The sequence below is a fragment of the Salinicoccus jeotgali genome, from assembly GCF_039538805.1.
Taxonomy (GTDB): domain Bacteria; phylum Bacillota; class Bacilli; order Staphylococcales; family Salinicoccaceae; genus Salinicoccus; species Salinicoccus jeotgali.
In genome coordinates, this window is record NZ_BAABCK010000001.1 from 1 (window position 1) to 19,863 (window position 19,863).

Genomic DNA, 19,863 nt, shown 5'->3' on the forward strand with positions numbered 1-19,863 from the left:
TTCTTCTAATCCCTTTCCGTCAAAGTTAATTTTTATTTAAGGTCAATTTATTGATCTTAAATGCAAAAATTAAACCCGATTGATTCTATTAGGGCGATTTTAAGGCAAGTTAGTATCATTATCATGGGTACTCCATCACTAACTGCTTTAAAATCGCTTGTATTAATGGCTTTCTTTTGGAAAGTTGCTTAAAGCGATTAGATTTAAGCAAACCCGACTGATTTTAAAATGAAAAAGCCACCAGTTTAACTGGTGACTTTGTTTTCAAATTTAATGCCTTGCATGTGGTCGCATGCTTTCTGTGCTTGCTGGGACGCTTTAATTATCATTGTCTTATCGTTTTTTAGTACCTTTAACCATGAAGCAATGTAGCTTGCTGAATTATCTATTGTTTTATTTTCAATACCGACCACCGCACATAACATTGAAGCGCCTATCTCTGCGACCAGTTCCTCCTTGCTGTATCGTTCACTGCCGAACTTATCCATTTGACTGACACCCTCTCTGTTCAGCCTTTCTGCATGTCCTGTACTGTGTACTAATTCATGAAATAGTGTGCTGTAGTATTCATGAATTTTTGGGAAACTTGTTTTTGGTGGCACGTTTACTTTGTCAAAAAACGGCTGATAATATGCCCCACCTTCCTCGAAAGTGATTCTCGGTTTACCTATATAATCATCAACCAACTGTTCAGCAGATTCTATTGGGTCATGTTCAAAGGTTTCTATTTCTTGTTTAGGCTCAATGCCTTCTGTCTGTTTCCCAACTTGGAACACCCTGTAATATCTTAGCATTGGGATTCTTGCGTCTTGTCCTGTTTCTTCATCTTCAATATCTAGCATTTTCCAAAATACAACGATTTGACTTTTTTCGCCTTTTTTAACTTTACCGCCACCCTCTTTTATCTGTTTGAATGTGGCGTACTCTCCACCATTCAGCAGTAAAGCATTAATGCCTCTGTATGGTTTTTGCGTTTTCCAATTTCTCGCAATGCCATTTTTAAATGGCTTGTTCCATGGTATAGTGCCTTCTTCCAACNTGTTTTGGTTTTGACTTTGGCATTTAAAACTTTTGCTTGGCGAAAGTCTGTACCGAAAAGGTATGAAATTTCCCTTTTGCATGTGCGACAGCAATATGACTAGCAAATTGCCGTAAACAGTCGCAAAAAACGTGCGAAGAGTACAGATACTCGCACGTTTAGGGCTGATGTTGAGTTAGTCATATTAATAGTGAGCCACTTTGTGGCGAACGTGTCGCTAAGCAAAAGGAAATTTATAATGCCTTAAATAGAAAAGGACTTGCTGACAGCAAGTCCTCTCATTTTCTTCTAATCCCTTTCCGTCAAAGTTAATTTTTATTTAAGGTCAATTTATTGATCTTAAATGAAAAATTAAAACAGATGGCTCTGTATTTAAAAGGGTTTGATATTGAGTTTAATTTACTTTGATTTCGATATGAGTTTAAAGACATTTATACCTATAAATATTGATAGTTAAGTTGATATGTAAATCGTCTTTTAAATCATCGTTTAAAAGACAAATATATTCGCCCTATTATACAGAACATATGTTCTGTATAATAGAACAGTAAGGAGATGATAATTATGATATGTAATTATGAGGGATATGACTATCGTGAGATACCTGTGGAATACTTGGATAATAATATTCCGCAAGGTAGAGGTATGATTAAATGGCAAGCCTTTAAAACAATGCCAGAGCAGTATGAAAGAATAGATAATATGATTGAAGAACAATCTAAATGTAATCCACCCAGCTTTGATAATGACACTCTCATGTATATTGAAGCGCAAGTGAGAAGTAAATTAAATAAATCAGTAGTAATAAGGTACTGGAATAATGGACATGAAATCGCTCTTGAATGTATTATTGAATATATAGATGATAAATCAAAAATGGTAATTGTAAATAAAGAGAATGAATTGATTTATATTAAATTCAAATATATATATGGTCTGATGTAAAAGAGGACTTGCAGATCGCAAGTCCTCTTTATTTATATTAAATTGTAAACGTGAGTATATACGCAATCCTCAAATGTTTTATAATCCATTTTTTCCCCTGTATTTTCTTCTTTTATATATCTTCCATTCTTGCTTTCCATTACTTTTAGATTCGGATAATAAGCAATGTATTTTGTTAAATAGGGAAAAGATTTATTGTAATGTACTGTATAATCTTCAATGCAATTATCTTCAAATGCAGTAATTAATAATGCTACCCTATACAGGTCTTTTTGCAGTCTTGTTCTCACGATTAAATACCTCCTATAATCCATTTATTCCAATTTCCTTTTGGTGTGAACCAACGGCAACCCTAAAAACCCAAAAGCTGTCGGTAGGCATTTTTGATACCTCACGGTATCTGCCTACCGGCTTTTTAGTTTATTCAGGGTTGCTTTTCCCACCAAAAGTTTTCTCGGCATAAAAATTTACACGTCATGAGATAATCTTTTTTCTCTCTTTGCATAATCTAAAAATTCCTCGTCTAGCTGTTCTTCTAAATTAAAGTTTGTATATCCAAAGTCATTTTTACTAACATTCCAGACCGTAGTGAACGGCTGATCGTTGTGAACAGGGGGACAATAGATAATAATATATTTTGGTTTTTTAGCGTACTTATACGCCTTTTTAATGCTTGTAACAAGTCCATTATTTATTTGATTGATGAAACTTGGAATGTTTTTTAAATCATCATAAACATGGTATAAATCTTCTTCATACTTAAAAAGAAAAGTGGAGGTTTCAGATTCAGATGGGCTTTTAGGATTCCTAATAACTAGAGTTGAAACTTCTCCCGATTTTAGGTTTTCATCTACACTTAAATTACTTTCCAACCCTTTATCATTTTGGGGCTTAAACATTGACCAGCACTCCTATCCATTAATCTCTTTATTACTAATTTCTTTTACATTATTGATTTTAAGGTTACTTGATTCTTCAACCATATCTATAATACCGATATGCTGATTCTTTAAAATATCCTTTGTATCATGATTAATCACTTCCATATCAATCACATACATATATTCATTATCACGTTCGGAAGTCGATTTATATATCTTTACATCTTGTAAGGATATATCTGTATCTTGTGTGCCACCCTCGTTGGTCTCGGTATCAGAGAATTGAGCAGTTATCTTTTCTTTAAAATCATCACTGACAACTTCATCTAAATTCCTAAAGTCCTCTAACTTATTTTTTGTGTACATATCTTCAATGAATTGGCTTATATTTTGTTCTAATTCATAAGGGGCTTCATTAGTCGGTGCAGATTCTTCACTTTCATCAGTGCGTTCTTCGGCTTTACTTTCGACAGATTCAGTAGTATCTTCTAAACTTTCCTGTGTCGCTTTTTCTTGCTGTTCAAGGTTATCATTCCCACATGCCGTAAGTAGTGATAGCGTGAGCAGTAATCCAATTGTTTTCCTCATATAATCCCCCTTATCCATCACTATCTTCTACTTTGCTTGCTCTATAATCTTTCACTAAGGTGTCATACCATCTGACGGCACTATCAATGCTGTAATGATTATTTTCCAATACATCTAAATGTAAATGAGGGGCTGTACTTTTACCGCTATTTCCAACCGCACCTATATGTTGTCCTTTTTTTACTTTATCGCCTTTACTTACAAGATTCCCAGCATTATCTTTTGTATTTAAGTGCATATAATTTACTACTAAATTTGGGCTGTTAGTCGGTCTGATTCTAATATAATTCCCTAAATCATCAGAACTTAGGGCTTGGGCTAGTGTACGCCCAGCAGGGTAATTTGGTCTATCTTTTACAGATTCAATGACTTCGCCATCTACAAGGGAATATACAGGCGTTCGCATTGGTACAGAGAAATCATATCCGGGGTGTCCACTGTAATGTCCGATACCACCAGTCATTTGATTTAAAAATAATTCTGTATCAAGAGGGAGTGCCATATCGCCTACAACCATACCTTTACCTCCGCCTCCTTTACCGAGCATAGTAATATCATCTATACCAGCAGTTATAAACGAGGCATTATCTTTATAAGCGTTGTAGTGTTCCATAACATTAGATACATAGCTACTATCATGGTTATAGCTAAAGACCGCACTTTCAGTGTCGGAATTAACACCATCTTTTTCTAACTTCTTAGCAGTAGCACTCAATGCGTCTGATAGTTCCATTGGGTCGGCTTTGCCATTATCATTGCCATCAACACCCTCCCCACCGTACTGTGCAATCTTATCGGGATCTGTATAAACCTCTTTCGGGACGTCAGCATTTCCGAGCGTACCATTGCACCCGCCATAGTCCCAGCCTACCCATGTACATTTCATGAATTGAGTATGACCGATTGCACCAGCCGATGAAACAGAAGTATTACTACTGAACACTGTTTCCACTCGATGGATTGAAGCCAGTATCTCCCAATCGACATTATATTTGTCTGCAATTTTTTTATAAATATCTTCAAATTCTTCGGGTATCTCATTGAGTGAATATGAAGCAAGCGGATTTTCAACATATCCTCCGTTGACACTGTATTCACTGATATTATGTTCTTGAACATCTTGGCTTTGTCCCATCATAACAGTGATGAGTAACAACCCAACAAAGGAGAGAATGAGGAATAAGAATATTGGAATCAATACTCTTATTCCGACAGTTTGAGTCAATTTCCGTCTGATTTTTTTCTTAACTTGTTTCTTAACGTACTCTTTGGACATACTGCCTACACTCATTTAATTACTCCTTTCTTTTGTTCTTGAATGTATCAAATGTTTTTTGACGCTGTGATTTATTTGATACATGTTTATTTACGTCCACTTTCTGATGGTTTTCTTCTTGCTTGGGGGGAGTAGGACGCTTTGACTGTTTAACAGGCTTTATACGGTTATTCATTTCATTAATGCTGTCATTGGCTCGTCCTTTTACATTTCGGTTTTGCCGTCCTTGTTGCGTGTGTTTGGCACGATTTGGTGTCTGTCCTACGCTGTTTGATTGTGGCGTATTTTTGCGGTTTAATACTTTTGCATTGCGTTGCGGACTATTACTCTTATCCATGCCCTTTAGATTACTTTGTCTTGATGGTGTGTCTGTCCGATTTACAGCAGACTTTTTATTTAATTGTGTCGGTTTCCGATTATCAATACGACCCTCTTTTGATTCAAAGTTTTTTGAGTTCCTTACAGCAGACAATTTGCGATTTCTGTTTGATTTGGCTTTATCACTCGATGGAGTATTGATTTTGTTAGCTTGATTATTTTTAGTATCTGAATTGCTGTCAGTTGCTGTTCTATTTTGGCTTGGCTTACTGTTGTTTTGAGATTGCGGTTTATCATTAATAAATTGATTGCTACCTACATTGCGAGCTGAACTGGTATTTTGAGCATTGTGGCTGATATTGGAACGGCTGTATTGCTCTGTGTTTGCTGTGTCTTTATTCTCTGATGTATTTATCTGATTATCTTTAGCTGTCTGTTCTGACCTATATGAAGAAGTGGCAGATTCTCTATTTTCGCTTTGGTTTGTATTCAATTGTTGGTGCTGGGCATTATTATTATTGCGGTTAATGTCAGTAGTTTCTTCATTGATATTTCCGCTTTCTTTCATATCCGATTGGCGTTGATTATTTTCAGTTTCTCTTACATCACTTTGTACAGCAGACTGGCGTTGACTGTTTTCAGTTTGATTATTTTTTAGTGTATCTTCTTGCTTATTCATCTGTTCATCTTGTTGCTGTTTTTTATTCTGATAGTCGCTAAAGCTGGTTACATTATCTCGTTTATTTTGTTGGGTATTCATGTCTTGATTGTCGGTCTGATTTGTATTTTTACGGAAGTTTGATTGTGATTGTTCTGTTTCGCCTTTGTTTGCGAAAGCCGTCGCACCCTGTCTTTGGTTGCTTTCTTTAAAGTCTTTGGCGTTGTGGTCTTTAAAACCAGCTTGCCTAGTTGCTGTCGATTTCATACGGTGTCCCATATTGCTCATACTCCGTCCAAAACCTTGTCCACTTGCTTCTGAAGCATTGATACTACTTGAATCAGAGATTGTGTCCAGTGCGCTGTTACGGTAGAAATAAAGCATGATTGCTGAAATCGCAAGCACCACTTGAAATACAATGGCTTGTATCATGCCGTAGTTTTGAATCGTATAAGTAATCTGCATGATCGCCATGACGAAAATCATATAAAATACGAGAATGGCTTTATATAGAATCAGTTGAAATACCTTGCGTGTATATCCAATTATGATTTTTTCAAATGATGATATTAAACTTAAAAAGAGCACGAAAGGGAGCATAACAAGGGCAATTATCATACCAATCTGTAACATGTACCGTATAGCAGCGAGGACAATATAAATGAAGCCTTGCACCAATAATGAGATGAAGTACATAAATATTTTCCCAATCTGTGTACTGGCGTTGGCACTGTTCACGTTGTTATTATTCATATCCTCAAATTCATATTCTGCTATTGTACTTCTTGTTTCTTGTCCTTCCTCATTAAATGGACTGGCGTCAAGATAATCATAGACTTTATAATCTTCCTCTCTTTCGCCATTTATCCTTGAAACACTGGTATCTCCATACTGTAAATCGAGATACGGTTGAAGCAGTAATGCATTATATATCCTATTTTCCATATTAATGGCTGTATCTTGTGTGCCATAATTAACCTCTTGACCTGTTAAAAGTGAGGGCGGGGTGGCAATTAACGTATTTTCAATGTCTTTTGATATGCCATTGACCAATCCGATATAATTAAATTTTTCGGATTGTATCGAAAAAAGTAATGTAAGGGACACTAAAGTGAGTAACAGTATCTTAAAAAATGCGCCCCAATCTTGCTTTACAAACCCTCTAATTGTGATTGTTACGCCAACAAATGCCATTCCAAAGACAAGTAGATTGTTGATGATTTGTCCTGCTGTACTACTGGTAAAGCTATTTAAGTTCGGCATTAACATTTCCAGCAAGTCCACATTGAACATATGATAGACAACTGTTGAAATGACATCTGCCACCACTGTATAGGTTGACCATGCCAAATCTCGTACACCAACTAAAATATTGTTTCCTGTCTTACTTGCCACATCCCACCAGTTTTCATCAGCATGGGACATGAGTTCATAATGCATGAGATCATCGTAATCTTTAGAGCGTCTTTCCTCGAATGTTTCTTCCTGTTGCTCGAAGTAACTATCAAATTCTTCTTCAGCACTAGTTCCTGTATCAGCAAGGAGTGTATCTGATGATAGAAATACCACGACAACAGCTAAGAAAAGGATTTTTAAATATCTAATCTCCTACACCTCCCTTACTGATAATTCACTGATTCACAAGTGCCTTCGACTATCTCATACTGACCTAATCTTTTAACTTTATCATCAGTTTTAAAAATTCCTATTTCACTTTCATATTCATCATCATCAGTTTTATATTGATATATATAATCCACATTCTCATTTCCGAGTGGATGTTCAGCTTTACAGATATTTGTGATGATAATATCTTCTTTCTTATAATCATCTATTATTGATTTTGGTAAGAATGATTCAGCCACTCTTGTTTGTACTTTATCTAGTGTCTCGTCTGATATGTCGTATGGATTGGCATTACTGCCACATGCTGTCATGACTAACGCCAGTACTGGGACTACAATTAACTTCTTCATTTTCTCCACCCCTTATAAAGTTTTGCATTGTTCAGTATTAGAAAAATCGCCTAAAATATTCACTTCATTTGTTTCTTTGTTTAATCCAACATTGAGTGTTTCTTCATCAAGTTGAGCAATAAAGACATGCTCATAATTATTAGTGGTAAGTGTCTCCGTATTGACTTCACATATCTTGTCTACTGCCACATCAGATGTATCATTTATATTTTTTAGTGAGAGAGGAAAGTATGAATAACTTTCCTCTTTAATTTTTTCTATATCATCTTCTGAATAACCATACGGAATGGCTTTTGAACAACTGGCTAATAGAATAATACTTATCATCAAAGTGATTGTTTTATATTTATCCATAATAATCTTCCTCTGCTTGCACAAGCGTATTCTCTTTGTCTGTTGTCTTAAATGCAGTAAACATATCATCAAATAGAATATCCACTGCGATGACCTCGTTTCGTCCTTTATGGTCTTGATACAGACACATACCAGATTTTAAATACTCTATCATCTGTATGTTTTCTTGATTTTGTTTAATACCAAAGAAATCAAGCAAAGAATCAATGCTTTCATTGGATTTTGGTTTAAATGACATTTTACAGCCTATCAACTCTTTAAAGGTTTCCGTATTGTAGTCATCAAAGGCTTGTGTAATGAGTATGATGTCGGTTTTTAGAGAGCGACCTGTCCGCAACGTTTCGTTAATCAATTCTTCGCCTTGTCTTGAACTTCTTAATATCCAAGCCTCGTCTATATAGATCGCAGCGTCCTCATTTACATCTCGACTGAAAATATATACATAGCGTGAAATGGCTGTCATTATTGAAGTGCCTAGTTTTTCAGCGTCCGTTTGACTGCCTGTATTTTCGTTGTCATTGCCTAGATTAATACCTTGAATACCGAGTACCGAGATTTGACTATCGAAAGCTAACGGCTTGCTGTCTGGCTTGCCAAAAAGCACCTTGCCTAGCCCTGTATTAAATCGTTCTATAAACTTGCCTAGACTGTTATCTTCTTCTTTAATACGTTCTAAAGCACCAGTCATCGTGGCTTTCTTCTTGTGTGTCTGCATTTCGTCCTTGATGGCACTTGTAATGATGTTGGATAACTCCCTATCATCGTTCTTAACACTCCCCAGCGACAAGAAGATTTGCTCTGCTGTTTGCAATGCGATTTCGTCCTCGTCTTTCAAAAATATTAGTGGGTCTAAACTTCCTCTATACCGTTCTTCGCTTGATAAGTGCGTAAAGTTGATGTTTTTATAAATTTGAGCAATCGCACTATCTTCTCCAAACTTATCTACTGCATTTTTAAAATTCCGTTCATACTCGTTTTTAGGGTCTACATATAAAATTTTAGTTCCGAAAAATGCAGACCATGTAAACATATATTTTGAAGCCATTGATTTCCCACTACCTTGTGGGCCAGTAATCAGCATATTACCGTTTGTATGGCTTGCCCCTTTTAAATCGTACTTTGTTAAAGCTGGGTATAAAAAGACAGTGCCATTGTTCTTAAAACGAGCTTCAGATACATCTTTCAATCTTAGGTTAGTAATGTTCTTTCCAAATGGAAATCCGTAGTTATTACCAACCTTTTTATCAAGATCAATTGCAGACTGTGATAAATAAAATGGGTCTATAATCTGTTCAAAATAATTATATTTGCTTGTTGTGGCAAATAAATTAGTATGGAATAAAATTAATTGGTCTACATTAGGCTGTGTGATTTTAAAATCAGTGCCGTTATAGTAATCTTCAATACTTTTTATCCGTCTTTTCAGTTCTTCCAGTGATTGCGCTGATACTACAATATTCATATTGAAGTACATTAGATTGGTATGATTTTTTTTAATATCATCTAGTAGGACTGTTAAGCGTTCACTTGCCAGCGAGACCACATCGTCCTCGTCTATCTGTTCGCCTGTCTGTATTTCCTTATCAAAGTTTTTAAGCCGATTTCTATACTTTCTCACATAGCCCTCATCTTTTGATTTCGGATTAAATTTATACTTAAAATTAATTTCTAATGGGAAATTAAAAGTGCTTTTAAGACTATCTATAAATTTAAAGCCATTGATTAAAGCAGGCATTTCAATAATTGGTAAAGTCGCTATATATTCAGTATGCTCTTTATGTTCAATTGTGATATATCCAGTATGTTGAGTGATAATACCCTCTGTTACATTGTAGTTATTTTCAATTTTTTCGGGTATTCCCTCTGTACGATGATAAAAATAATAGGTATATCTATATATTTGTTCTTCAGATAAAGGTTTAAATGATTTAAAATATCCGACATGATCTAAAAAGACTTCTTCTGACTTTTTAGCATCTTTAAATTCATTTTTATGTTGTGCAGTTTTGAAGATAAAACGTTGTAAATCATTTGAAACCCTTTCAGCAAAACGTTTACTCAATTCCATTAAATCAGCAGAGATTTCATACTCGCTATCGTTTAATTGAACAGAGAATACAATATCATGCTCATAATTCGACATTTCATCTGTTAAAACTTTAGCGGAGTTTTTTAAATAAAAGCGACCCACTTCATCGAAAGTAGATGAACTTTTTCTATCATCAATAAACTTTTCAATGGTCTTATCTAAATGCGTTTCAAAGTCTGACGGTCTTGGAATCAAATGGAAAGACCATTTGTAATCTTTGTTATTTAAAAAATTAGCGGTGTTCTCGACATAGCGTAAATAATCTTCATCATCATTGATTTTAAGATAGGAGTAATCCAGTTTATAAAAACCCCACACCTCATTATTTTTGTTCAGTATCATATTGTCTTGAACATCAACGTATGGAAATTCTAGTGTTTTCAATCAATCATCACTCCTTTTAAATGCTTCATATTGTATCGGTTTTCCAAAACTTTCATCGACTTCTATATCATGTTCAAAAGATATATGACGAGTGCGATAGAATGTGTATCTATCTTTAAAATAGTCATGTATCGGCTTGTAATCATAATTCAAGCTGAATACTACAATTAACGTGATCGCCACGCCAGCGACCAGAACAATCAGCCAATTATTCAAAATAAATAGAAGTGTATCTGTACTGCCAATTCTTATTGATATAGTCATCAATATAAGCATTAAGAAAACAGCAAAGACCCCTGTGATAATCTTCTTTAATTCAATCCCCTTTGAAAATTGAATCTCATACTTGGTACCTTGAAATATCTTATATATTTTAATGGGGTATTTTAGTTCTTGTGTATAGTTGTTCCCCATGATTTTTACGTCATTTTTCATATATAGCCACTCCTAATTATTAAAAATGAGGACAGAATCTACGCTTCTGCCCTCTACTTTTAACTTCAACTTATCCGAAAAGTGCGTTACCCCATGTTCTTGCCAATTCTTGCAATTGTGGCCCGAAGAATACAACTATCATACATAGCAAGCCCATGATTAAACCGCTGAAGAATCCCATCCAGTCCTCGCGTAGATAAGATATGACGGCTCTGACTGCCATTATAACTAGGATAATAAAGCCTATTTGGGACACAATATTTTCTGCTATATTGGATACATCAAACATGATTTCACCCCCTTTTAATGAAAGCCTATATATTTCAAGCTATTCAATATTATCAACAATGTACCTATCATCGTAATACAGTAGAGTAACTGTATAATTATTTGTGGTAATAAGATTTGTGTTTTCATCTTGATACTTCACATCGACAACTGCTGTTATTTTTGATTGATCCTTTTCATTAAAGGAGAAGGCTTTTAGTACATTAAATTCCACTAATTCTTTCTCGCCTATGCCTCCATCAAAGTTACTAATTAACCTTACATTCTCATTGTCTTTACCATATGCCGTAAAGAAATCATTTAACGTAGTCTTAAACTCTGATATATCTGATTGAGTAAGTTCCTCGCCTTTATATTCTCGTTCTGTAACATCATCTTCTGATACATCAGCAACTAATTTTGTATCAATTTCTTTCGGCTTTTCTATCACTGCATAACCCTTATTTTTCGCCATGATTGGCACTTTAATCATGGTAGTATGTTCATCTGTCGATGTACGTTCTTCTTCTTCTTTCTTCATGCGTTTAGCGACTTCTTCATCTACCTTTTTATCTTTAATATCATCGTCTTTTTTAACTTCTGCCCTTATCTCACTTTCTAGCTGTGTTTTTTCTTCATCTGAAAAATTCTCTATGCTGGTAAGGTCATATGTGATTTCAAAAACAACATCTATAATGTTTTTTTCATCAACTGATTTTTCAACGTATTCAATACTTTTTAGAGTACGACTACCGTTAAAATCATTTACATTGTATAAAGTATTTACATCAAATCCATCATAGAAATAAGTTTCCAATAATTGTGCCTGGCTATTTCTAGTTTCATCATCTTCACTAATTGAGATATATTCTCTTAAAAATTCTTTCGTGAAGTGGATTACTTTATCACTGGAGTATGCTTTGTTTTCTTCTACTTTATTTAATTCTTGTTCAATTTCTTCTTTCTGTACCTGTACATCATTGCTGATATTGTGGTACTTCGAGAAGAATACTACGTTGAAAAATATACTTAATAGAATCAATGATATGATCGCCCAGCTAACAATCCTTTGAATCATATGCTTACTTAACTTTATTTTTCTTTCCCCATTTATACTTTGTTTGGGATTTTTAGGCTCTTTTTGAGTTTTATTTTCTTCATTGCCTCGATTTTTAGCAAAGTTAATCATTCGTTTGAATCGACTGATTTTTCACACCTCCTACTACTTAACCAAAGGATTGCGGGCATATATAATCTCTGGCTCTGCCTCAATACCGCTTGCTTTCCGCTTAACAGCAAACTGACCTGTTGAAAGGTTTCTAAGGCGTTGCGGTTCAATAAGGAATCGCTGTACACCTCTTGCTGTCCCTCTGTCGCCACGTTCTTCTTTACGGTTTAACTTCGATTTAGTCCCTCGTTCAGTAACAGTAGTGATTTCTTGGTCTTTATATACACCAAACGTTTTTGTCCATTTATCGACTTCCGTATCTTCATTCACTTGTCCAACAAAGTAAGTGTTCGTATTCGCTAAGATACGGTCTGTGAATGTTGAATCAATAGCTGTTAAATCATGAATCGTTTGAGTAGATATAACACAATGGAAATCTGCTTCACGAGATTTATTGACTGTATCAATTATCTTTTCAGTAGCATAGACAGCAAATTCATCGTATATCGCAAGGAATGGATCATTGCCGACATCTTCAAGCTGTTTATTTCTCACACTGACAAGATAATTTATATCTAAAATCATAAATCTTGCTGTTTTCTCTATAAACTTTTCATATATCGTGCCGTCAAAACTAACAAAAACTGATTTTTTATTTCTCGATACATCTATTAAATCCACGCTGTTCTCTGTTTCTTCAAATAGATGACCTAAATCACTTTCTGTAATTTTTATTATTTCTGTCCGTACTGACGAGCCATGTATGAACAAGTATTCTTCTCCCTCTTTACTATCTGCATAATTAGTAAAGAATCGTTCATAAAACTTTTTAGACCGTTCTGTCTTTTCACGAACTTCTCTTTTCTCTGTACGTTTGATTTTTTGCTTCGTAGGTTTTTCTTCGATACCATCGAGCAAATCAAACTCATTATCGTCATCTTCTTGAACTTCATCATCATCTTCTTCTTCGACTTCAACTTCTACTGTCTTTTTTTCATAATCATTATTTAGTACATCTTTCACTTTCTCACTGTCTAAATAATAAGCGAAAGTCTTTAAATCTCTTTTGAAGCCATAATCATCAATAAACATGATTAAGTTCTGAATGAGTAAGTCATTTATGTTTGAGTAATAAACACTCTCTGTTTCGACCAGCTGGCGTAACTTATCAACTATGACCTGTGAATTGCCGTATTTGATAGGATTGTAGGTTACATTATAGTTATCTCCAAAGACCGTTACATCACGACCATAATCATTATTGATACGTTCAAACTCATTGACTGTACTTGCTGACCCTTTGCCATCAATAAAAAGTATTGGATAATTCTTCATGACGGCATATTCAACAAATGACATTAAAAGTACAGTCTTACCACCACCAGTAGTAGCTGATACGAAAGCATGTTGATTTAATTCTTTAAAATTCATATACATTGGATTGCCATGCTCATTAATACCTACAAGCATTTTGTCTTTCGGATTTTTACGCCACTTTTTCTGTAATTGCTCGTTAGCTTTAAGCCTATTTGCCTTAGTCTTTTTATACTTGTCGGAATCATAAAATTTATCTATTTCCTGTTCTTTTGTATCTACTCTCAATCGCTTTTTATACTCCTTGTATTCAACTAAAGGGAAAGCGACAACAATTGATCCTATGACATAGAGTAGATACGTAAAACCATTTGCTGTTGGTATTTCATTGAATACAGCAGTCAATATACTATTAATCCATTGAATATCTAATCCAATGTTTGCTTGCAATGTGCCGTAATATCCAAATAACTGGCTTGGCTCTTTATAGATGAAGTAGCCAAATACTATGGCACTTGTGAGAGCGATTAAACGCCTAGTCTTTTTCCCGACCAGCGATAATGGTATTAACATGAACAAGGCTATTACAAATAACGGTAAAACGAGGAATACTACAATTATCAGCAACAGTGGCAATGCGATTTCCATAAATCGTTGATTACCTTGTTCAATCTCTTCTCGACTTTTTTGGGGTCTTTGGTATTGATTATTTTGATTTCTCATTTAAAAACCTCTAATCGAATATGTTATCAGCATTGCGGAATGTGATATTAAAATTGTAGTTATTCTCACTCATAACTTGCTCAATTTTATGACGAACTCGACTACCTTTATAAATATAGGTTACGGTCGCAATTTCGTTTCTATCATATTGTTTTTGATACCGACCGAGTATTTCTTTATATCTTCTAGTCGACTTTTGCGTAAATTCATATTCAATCGCTATTCTTAATAATCGACCATCTTGTGTTTCCAAATTCAACATTCCATCGGGTATGTTCCGCTTTATCTTTTCTACATTTCGAGTAAGGTTATTGGATTTAAAAGAATCCTCTCTTTCTATCAATTGTTCATCTGTTAGTTCTCTTTCAGTAGTAAAATCAACGTACTTATATTTATCAGTTGCGACTGCACTTTTATATTGTTTTAAAATAAAATCATTTACTCTTAAATCGTGAATAACTTCAGTCTTATTTACTGTTTTAAAATTGTACATTGGTTTATCTATGATTGCTTCAGCATTTGGTGTGATATAGCAATAGAAGATACGTCCTACGTTTCCTTTTTTAATTAACTCATTTTCATGTAAATCGGATAGTATTTTATATATTGCACCTTGACTGATTTGACCCTCAAAATAATCAAACAACTGCCGATAACCAATAACTCCAAACCGATTGATTAAATTCAATACCTTTAGTTTATTCTCTCCTAGAATTAGCACTTTTAATTCCCCCAGCTTTTAGTATAATTGAAGAAGTAGAACTCATATTCTACACCCAACAGGCTACTCTTATTCACTAGAGAGCCTGTTCTTTTTTTTCCACTTCTTCAACCTCTATCAACCCCCTAACTACAACTTTAATCATCTAAATACTCACTTCTTTTAATAAACTATTACCAACTCCAATTCTTATATTATTTCAAATATCATTTAACTTCTTAATTCAATTTCAATCAAACATAACTATCTCTTATTTCACTAATTCTTTTTACCATTTGCCCTTACTTACTTGAACTTGATCTTAATACCTTTCTCTTATATTTCACCTCTTTCTTTAACCATTACTTTTAATTACATACTCTTACTCCAGCAACCCTCAAACTTCCAACAACATTCTAATCTAATTCCATATTATTTCTAATTACTTTCTAACTAATCTCCTTTCTTACTGCTATACTACTCCTCTTTACTGACGCTGACAACCCATAATTTCGCCCGAAAACATAAATTTTAACCTTGACCCCTGTATCACACCACGTAGTGATGCAGGGGTCAAGGTTTGAGTATAGCAACTCGTTGCTATCGAATATTTATGTAACGGGCGCCCAGCAAGGGTTGTCAGCGTCTAAAGACCGTATAATTGCAAAAGTGCAGACAGGGACACTTTACCCCCCACTTTATCCCCCACTTTGGAAAGTAATTAGAATGTTGTTGGAATAAAACAATTAACTTTGATTATATTCAATACCATTATATAACGGCATTATATTTAGTTTTAGTAAAAGTGAAACAGACAATGTAATTATAGTAACTAAAAAGATCACTTATACAGATTAATAGTAGCTGGTACACTTAACAACGATACTCTTTAACTGACTTAATAAATACTAATAAGAGATAAATATTCAGATAAGGACTTACCATATACCATACTAAAATCTATTAAAGTAATAATTAAATACACAACATATAAACACATAAAACCTTAACAATACCATGCTTATATATAGTATTTAGAATCTAATTAGAATCCCATTTGAATTATTATTAGAATACATTTATACAGTGGTTAGCTTATTATTTATTTATTTATTTTTTACATATAGGCTCACTATATTAATAGCACTAACAATATAATTCTCTTAATAATTATCCCTTGTTTACTATGACCCTCTCTCACTAGAGGTTGTATTGGCACATCGGACTATTAAATTATTAGACTATTGTACGCAATTGTTTTGTCTTGAATCTGCTGTATGTTATCTAATTTTTTAATCAGTTTGGTTATCAATTTAAGAGCCATTACATCTAATTCACTATTATCTTTCACTTCAAATATAGCTGGTACAATACTCTCCACATAAGCTACATAATTAGCTTGTTTTACCTTGTTCTTTTGGATAAGTATATAGAACTTCATTAGAATGTTTTTGGAAAGAGCAATACGTGTTTTACTGTACCGTCCTTTCCCCTCTGTTTTCTTATATATAATGTTGTCATTTTGTAGAGTGTTTAGAACGTCATAAAACGTCGATTTAGGCATGTTGAACTCAGCCAATATATTAGAGATTGTTCCCTCAATATATAGACTTTCTGTGTCTGTATGTTCTTCTAAGTAATTGACTACATCTTGTATTCTTTCCTCGTAATGTGAACGTACTCTATCTGTTCTTTTCTTCTTATGCTTGTAGAATGTTTTGAAATAATTAGCACTTATTTCATGTTCTTCATTAGTCCATGTTTCGATAATATTTTGGATATGATCTTTGTTAGGTGCTTTATATTTACCACTGAAAGCACTCTGAATTATCCCTTTAAATTCACTAACATTCAGAGGGATATTTAAAGCAGAATTAAATTCATCTAAAATATTAAATGTCTTTTCATAACTTTCATCTGCACTATAAAAATACAGTGCCAGCGTGAAGATAGTATTATTTCGACAAGCCCTATATCCGTTCTTAGGCTTTATATTTTTTAGATTGAGTAGTGTACTGACCCATTCTGGACGCTCGCTCTTATTTCGGCTATAAACCACTTCTAAAGCGGGCTTGTTTTTCTCACTATATGACATACTCCAATTAATCAATTCATCTTTAGATATATACTCATTCGTAAAATGTTTAACTGTATCGACCGTAGGAAAGCGATAGAAACCAAATGGGACACAATGGATATCTATATCAATATAATTATTCAAAGCGCTTAGAATACTTCTCTGTACCTTTTCAGCGACAAACAGAGAACGTTTTTCTCTGTTCATATATAAAGGATTATCTAATACATAGTATAAGTGCCAGCCGTTAGGCGATTTTACATACATATTTGGAAACGGTACGCCATTATCTATATGAGCAGATATGAGAGATTGCGTTAAATGCTCTTGGCTGTAATCTGTATCAATATCTATTACAAAAGTATTAATCTGCTTTATATTGTCCTTTGTATGCTTGGTTACTCTTTTATTATCATCATATTTTAAATAACGATACGGATTAGGTGTCCAATGGGTAATGTAGCGACTACTTTCAACCAGTTTTTCGATAGAGCCGTATATTACACCATTCACTCCATAATTGGATAGATCTTCTTTGGAGAAAGTAGCTGCTACTTTACCAGGACGAGCAACAGTATTTTTTATATGGGTTACTTTTGAATTTTTAACAGCATATTGGTTAATACTATTTTTCATAATAAATTCTATATATTGTGATGTATGCATGACTACTCCTCCAATCTAAAAAAGGGCTAGGTACAATTAAATGTACCTAGCCCTTAAAATTGAATTTCCATTCTTGAAATCTCTTACGCCTTGCTATATAATCTTTGTATAAGTAAGATGATTTCAAGAACGGACAGCAATTGTTTGTAGGTTAGTACAAATAATTGTGATTTACAGAGTGTTTCCCGCACTGTGTAAATCCCGTTCTTTTTTTTGTTATTGCCATTATAGACTCAATTGTTAAACAATTGCAATGTTATATAGATAATTATCTATTTTTAAAATAAAAATCAATCGCTTCACTTGTTATTTCTCTCATTTCTCTATCTGTTTTAAAGGCTTCTTGTTTAACCATTCTGTGTTGTTCATCATAAACCACAAGCACCCTATCTTTCTTTTCTTTTTTCTTTTTATCTACTGGAACAGTTTGATTACCTCTACCAACATAATTAATATTTTTCAAATTGCTATTATCTTTGCTCATTATTATTCCTCCAATTCCTTAATTCTTTCATTTAATTCATCTGCAACAGCATAATACATCTGCATTATCTTTTTATCATATGGTCTGTTTTCTGTAATTCCATAAAGTCCCCATCGCTTTACTACTTCACTCGATTTTATTTTATTATCAAATACTAGAGTATCAAATTCTGCTTTAAAACGAGCCATAATTTCATTATCTACATAGCCCCTCGGATTGACAAGGTAGTTTACAATACCAATCAAATTCAATTCCGGATTATATTCTGTCATACGCTTTAAATACTCAATGTATTTTACAGAACTCATAAAACTATCTTCTTCACTCTTACTGGCGATGATCCCATAATCACTGGCACATACTACATTATTCATCATTAAGTCTGTGCTGGGTCTTGTATCTATGAATACATAATCATAATCATCAGCAATATCTTTTAATAATGTATGCAGTAAATAGAATCGTGCCTGTTTATCTAAGCCACTGATAGAATCGTGGAAGCGTTCCAAATGCCAATCCCCCACCATTAAATCTAAGTTGTCTGTGATATTAATTATAGCTTTTGTGAGGTCTGCTTGTTCGATTGCCCCCATAAACCTATCTTCTTCTTGGGGTAAATCCGATATATCTTTCTTAAATGTCTTGGATATTTTATCTGTTAAATTAGTTTGTGGGTCGGTATCTATCGCCAGCACCTTATATTTTTTATGTTCGGAGTAAATGTATGCCATTACTTCTGTTAGTGAGCTTTTCCCTACTCCGCCCTTATGGTTTCCGAAAAAAATAACCGTCATTTTATCACTTCCTTATACTGATAATATCCATTTAGTAAATTTCATAGGTGCTACTATAAATATATATGCGAAAACAAGTAATAGTTTAAACAAGCTAAAACCTCCTTATGAAGCCATTTTATCATTAATTAACTACTTAATCAATTAATTGATTAAGTAGTTAATTATACTTTCATCTTAAACTTCCAAAATTGCGTATGTTACTTTCTCTTTTTCAAAGTACACCGTTTCCCAAACTTCATCATCTTCAGTTACATCATCATAATATTTGAAATCATGGTATCTTACTTTATTCGCTATATCTAGTGGCTCATGAATCCCCTCTTTATAAAGGGTCTTAAATATAGTCATTTCATCAGTAAACATTGTTACTAGCACTCTAACTGTATCAACTACATCATCTAACGCTGTATAGTCATCAAACCTAGCCCAATCGCTTTCAATGTCAGTTATAATACAATCATCATAATTATTATATATCTCTCTCAATGTACTATATAAATGCTCGTGAGCCTCCTTTGTACCGTTCCCAATTAGTAAATCAAACCACTCACTTTTTTCATTCGTATCTGGATTTTCAAGTTTTATTTTTATCATTCAAATCTTCCTTTCTGTTTTGATTTTTGGTTTTGACTTTGGCATTTAAAACTTTTGCTTGGCGAAAGTCTGTACCGAAAAGGTATGAAATTTCCCTTTTGCATGTGCGACAGCAATATGACTAGCAAAT

Annotated in this window: 19 protein-coding genes; 1 reads left to right on the top strand and 18 read right to left on the bottom strand. The window is 33.9% G+C overall.

Going from position 1 to position 19,863, the window contains the following annotated elements; translation table 11 throughout:
* Positions 1 to 245 precede the first annotated feature (245 nt).
* A complete protein-coding gene (locus ABD734_RS00005; RefSeq protein ID WP_344700565.1) occupies positions 246 to 1,121 on the bottom strand; it encodes an ArdC family protein in 876 nt (291 codons plus the stop codon).
* Between the two features lie 482 nt (positions 1,122 to 1,603).
* On the opposite strand from ABD734_RS00005, the gene ABD734_RS00010 reads away from it, so the two are divergent.
* Positions 1,604 to 1,984: a YolD-like family protein gene (locus ABD734_RS00010; protein WP_344700566.1), complete on the top strand. Its 381-nt coding sequence runs from the start codon at positions 1,604 to 1,606 to the stop codon at positions 1,982 to 1,984.
* Positions 1,985 to 2,016: 32 nt separating this feature from the next.
* Here the strand turns inward: ABD734_RS00010 and ABD734_RS00015 are convergent, their stop codons facing one another.
* The 17 genes from ABD734_RS00015 to ABD734_RS00095 all read right to left on the bottom strand — a co-directional run bounded on the left by ABD734_RS00015 (position 2,017) and on the right by ABD734_RS00095 (position 19,733).
* Positions 2,017 to 2,274 carry a hypothetical protein gene (locus tag ABD734_RS00015; RefSeq protein WP_344700567.1) on the bottom strand — a complete coding sequence of 86 codons (258 nt, stop codon included), beginning with the start codon at positions 2,272 to 2,274 and terminating at the stop codon, positions 2,017 to 2,019.
* A gap of 177 nt (positions 2,275 to 2,451) precedes the next feature.
* Positions 2,452 to 2,883, bottom strand: coding sequence for a hypothetical protein (locus ABD734_RS00020; RefSeq protein WP_344700568.1), 432 nt, complete (start codon positions 2,881 to 2,883; stop codon positions 2,452 to 2,454).
* A 12-nt stretch (positions 2,884 to 2,895) separates the two neighbouring features.
* Positions 2,896 to 3,453, bottom strand: coding sequence for a hypothetical protein (locus ABD734_RS00025; RefSeq protein ID WP_344700569.1), 558 nt, complete (start codon positions 3,451 to 3,453; stop codon positions 2,896 to 2,898).
* Between the two features lie 10 nt (positions 3,454 to 3,463).
* Positions 3,464 to 4,744 (bottom strand): peptidoglycan DD-metalloendopeptidase family protein, encoded by a 1,281-nt coding sequence (locus tag ABD734_RS00030; protein ID WP_344700570.1) that lies wholly within the window; start codon positions 4,742 to 4,744, stop codon positions 3,464 to 3,466.
* A 4-nt stretch (positions 4,745 to 4,748) separates the two neighbouring features.
* On the bottom strand, positions 4,749 to 7,310 hold the full coding sequence (locus ABD734_RS00035; protein ID WP_425568257.1) for a CD3337/EF1877 family mobilome membrane protein: 2,562 nt from the start codon (positions 7,308 to 7,310) through the stop codon (positions 4,749 to 4,751).
* A 14-nt stretch (positions 7,311 to 7,324) separates the two neighbouring features.
* Positions 7,325 to 7,681: a hypothetical protein gene (locus tag ABD734_RS00040; RefSeq protein ID WP_344700572.1), complete on the bottom strand. Its 357-nt coding sequence runs from the start codon at positions 7,679 to 7,681 to the stop codon at positions 7,325 to 7,327.
* 12 nt (positions 7,682 to 7,693) lie between these two features.
* Positions 7,694 to 8,035 carry a hypothetical protein gene (locus ABD734_RS00045; RefSeq protein WP_344700573.1) on the bottom strand — a complete coding sequence of 114 codons (342 nt, stop codon included), beginning with the start codon at positions 8,033 to 8,035 and terminating at the stop codon, positions 7,694 to 7,696.
* A complete protein-coding gene (locus ABD734_RS00050; protein WP_344700574.1) occupies positions 8,028 to 10,508 on the bottom strand; it encodes an ATP-binding protein in 2,481 nt (826 codons plus the stop codon). Before ABD734_RS00050 ends, ABD734_RS00045 begins: the two co-directional genes overlap by 8 nt.
* Positions 10,509 to 10,943 (bottom strand): TcpE family conjugal transfer membrane protein, encoded by a 435-nt coding sequence (locus ABD734_RS00055; protein ID WP_344700575.1) that lies wholly within the window; start codon positions 10,941 to 10,943, stop codon positions 10,509 to 10,511.
* Between the two features lie 70 nt (positions 10,944 to 11,013).
* A complete protein-coding gene (locus ABD734_RS00060) occupies positions 11,014 to 11,232 on the bottom strand; it encodes a hypothetical protein (RefSeq protein ID WP_344700576.1) in 219 nt (72 codons plus the stop codon).
* Between the two features lie 39 nt (positions 11,233 to 11,271).
* Positions 11,272 to 12,399: a conjugal transfer protein gene (locus tag ABD734_RS00065; RefSeq protein WP_344700577.1), complete on the bottom strand. Its 1,128-nt coding sequence runs from the start codon at positions 12,397 to 12,399 to the stop codon at positions 11,272 to 11,274.
* A gap of 33 nt (positions 12,400 to 12,432) precedes the next feature.
* Positions 12,433 to 14,415 carry a TraM recognition domain-containing protein gene (locus ABD734_RS00070; RefSeq protein ID WP_344700578.1) on the bottom strand — a complete coding sequence of 661 codons (1,983 nt, stop codon included), beginning with the start codon at positions 14,413 to 14,415 and terminating at the stop codon, positions 12,433 to 12,435.
* A 10-nt stretch (positions 14,416 to 14,425) separates the two neighbouring features.
* Complete coding sequence (locus tag ABD734_RS00075; RefSeq protein ID WP_344700579.1) at positions 14,426 to 15,136, bottom strand: hypothetical protein; 711 nt, start codon at positions 15,134 to 15,136, stop codon at positions 14,426 to 14,428.
* A gap of 1,207 nt (positions 15,137 to 16,343) precedes the next feature.
* Positions 16,344 to 17,858, bottom strand: coding sequence for a primase C-terminal domain-containing protein (locus tag ABD734_RS00080; protein ID WP_344700580.1), 1,515 nt, complete (start codon positions 17,856 to 17,858; stop codon positions 16,344 to 16,346).
* Positions 17,859 to 18,126: 268 nt separating this feature from the next.
* Positions 18,127 to 18,342, bottom strand: coding sequence for a hypothetical protein (locus tag ABD734_RS00085; RefSeq protein WP_344700581.1), 216 nt, complete (start codon positions 18,340 to 18,342; stop codon positions 18,127 to 18,129).
* Positions 18,343 to 18,344: 2 nt separating this feature from the next.
* A complete protein-coding gene (locus ABD734_RS00090; protein ID WP_344700582.1) occupies positions 18,345 to 19,136 on the bottom strand; it encodes a ParA family protein in 792 nt (263 codons plus the stop codon).
* Positions 19,137 to 19,313: 177 nt separating this feature from the next.
* Positions 19,314 to 19,733, bottom strand: a complete 420-nt coding sequence (locus ABD734_RS00095; RefSeq protein ID WP_344700583.1) for a hypothetical protein — start codon at positions 19,731 to 19,733, stop codon at positions 19,314 to 19,316.
* Positions 19,734 to 19,863: the final 130 nt, after the last annotated feature.

Coding starts and splice junctions, on each gene's coding strand:
- ABD734_RS00010 (WP_344700566.1), top strand. CDS start 1,604: ATGATATGTAATTATGAGGGATATGACTATCGTGAGATACCTGTGGAA.
- ABD734_RS00020 (WP_344700568.1), bottom strand. CDS start 2,883: ATGTTTAAGCCCCAAAATGATAAAGGGTTGGAAAGTAATTTAAGTGTA.
- ABD734_RS00025 (WP_344700569.1), bottom strand. CDS start 3,453: ATGAGGAAAACAATTGGATTACTGCTCACGCTATCACTACTTACGGCA.
- ABD734_RS00030 (WP_344700570.1), bottom strand. CDS start 4,744: ATGAGTGTAGGCAGTATGTCCAAAGAGTACGTTAAGAAACAAGTTAAG.
- ABD734_RS00040 (WP_344700572.1), bottom strand. CDS start 7,681: ATGAAGAAGTTAATTGTAGTCCCAGTACTGGCGTTAGTCATGACAGCA.
- ABD734_RS00045 (WP_344700573.1), bottom strand. CDS start 8,035: ATGGATAAATATAAAACAATCACTTTGATGATAAGTATTATTCTATTA.
- ABD734_RS00055 (WP_344700575.1), bottom strand. CDS start 10,943: ATGAAAAATGACGTAAAAATCATGGGGAACAACTATACACAAGAACTA.
- ABD734_RS00060 (WP_344700576.1), bottom strand. CDS start 11,232: ATGTTTGATGTATCCAATATAGCAGAAAATATTGTGTCCCAAATAGGC.
- ABD734_RS00065 (WP_344700577.1), bottom strand. CDS start 12,399: ATGATTAACTTTGCTAAAAATCGAGGCAATGAAGAAAATAAAACTCAA.
- ABD734_RS00070 (WP_344700578.1), bottom strand. CDS start 14,415: ATGAGAAATCAAAATAATCAATACCAAAGACCCCAAAAAAGTCGAGAA.
- ABD734_RS00080 (WP_344700580.1), bottom strand. CDS start 17,858: ATGCATACATCACAATATATAGAATTTATTATGAAAAATAGTATTAAC.
- ABD734_RS00085 (WP_344700581.1), bottom strand. CDS start 18,342: ATGAGCAAAGATAATAGCAATTTGAAAAATATTAATTATGTTGGTAGA.
- ABD734_RS00090 (WP_344700582.1), bottom strand. CDS start 19,136: ATGACGGTTATTTTTTTCGGAAACCATAAGGGCGGAGTAGGGAAAAGC.
- ABD734_RS00095 (WP_344700583.1), bottom strand. CDS start 19,733: ATGATAAAAATAAAACTTGAAAATCCAGATACGAATGAAAAAAGTGAG.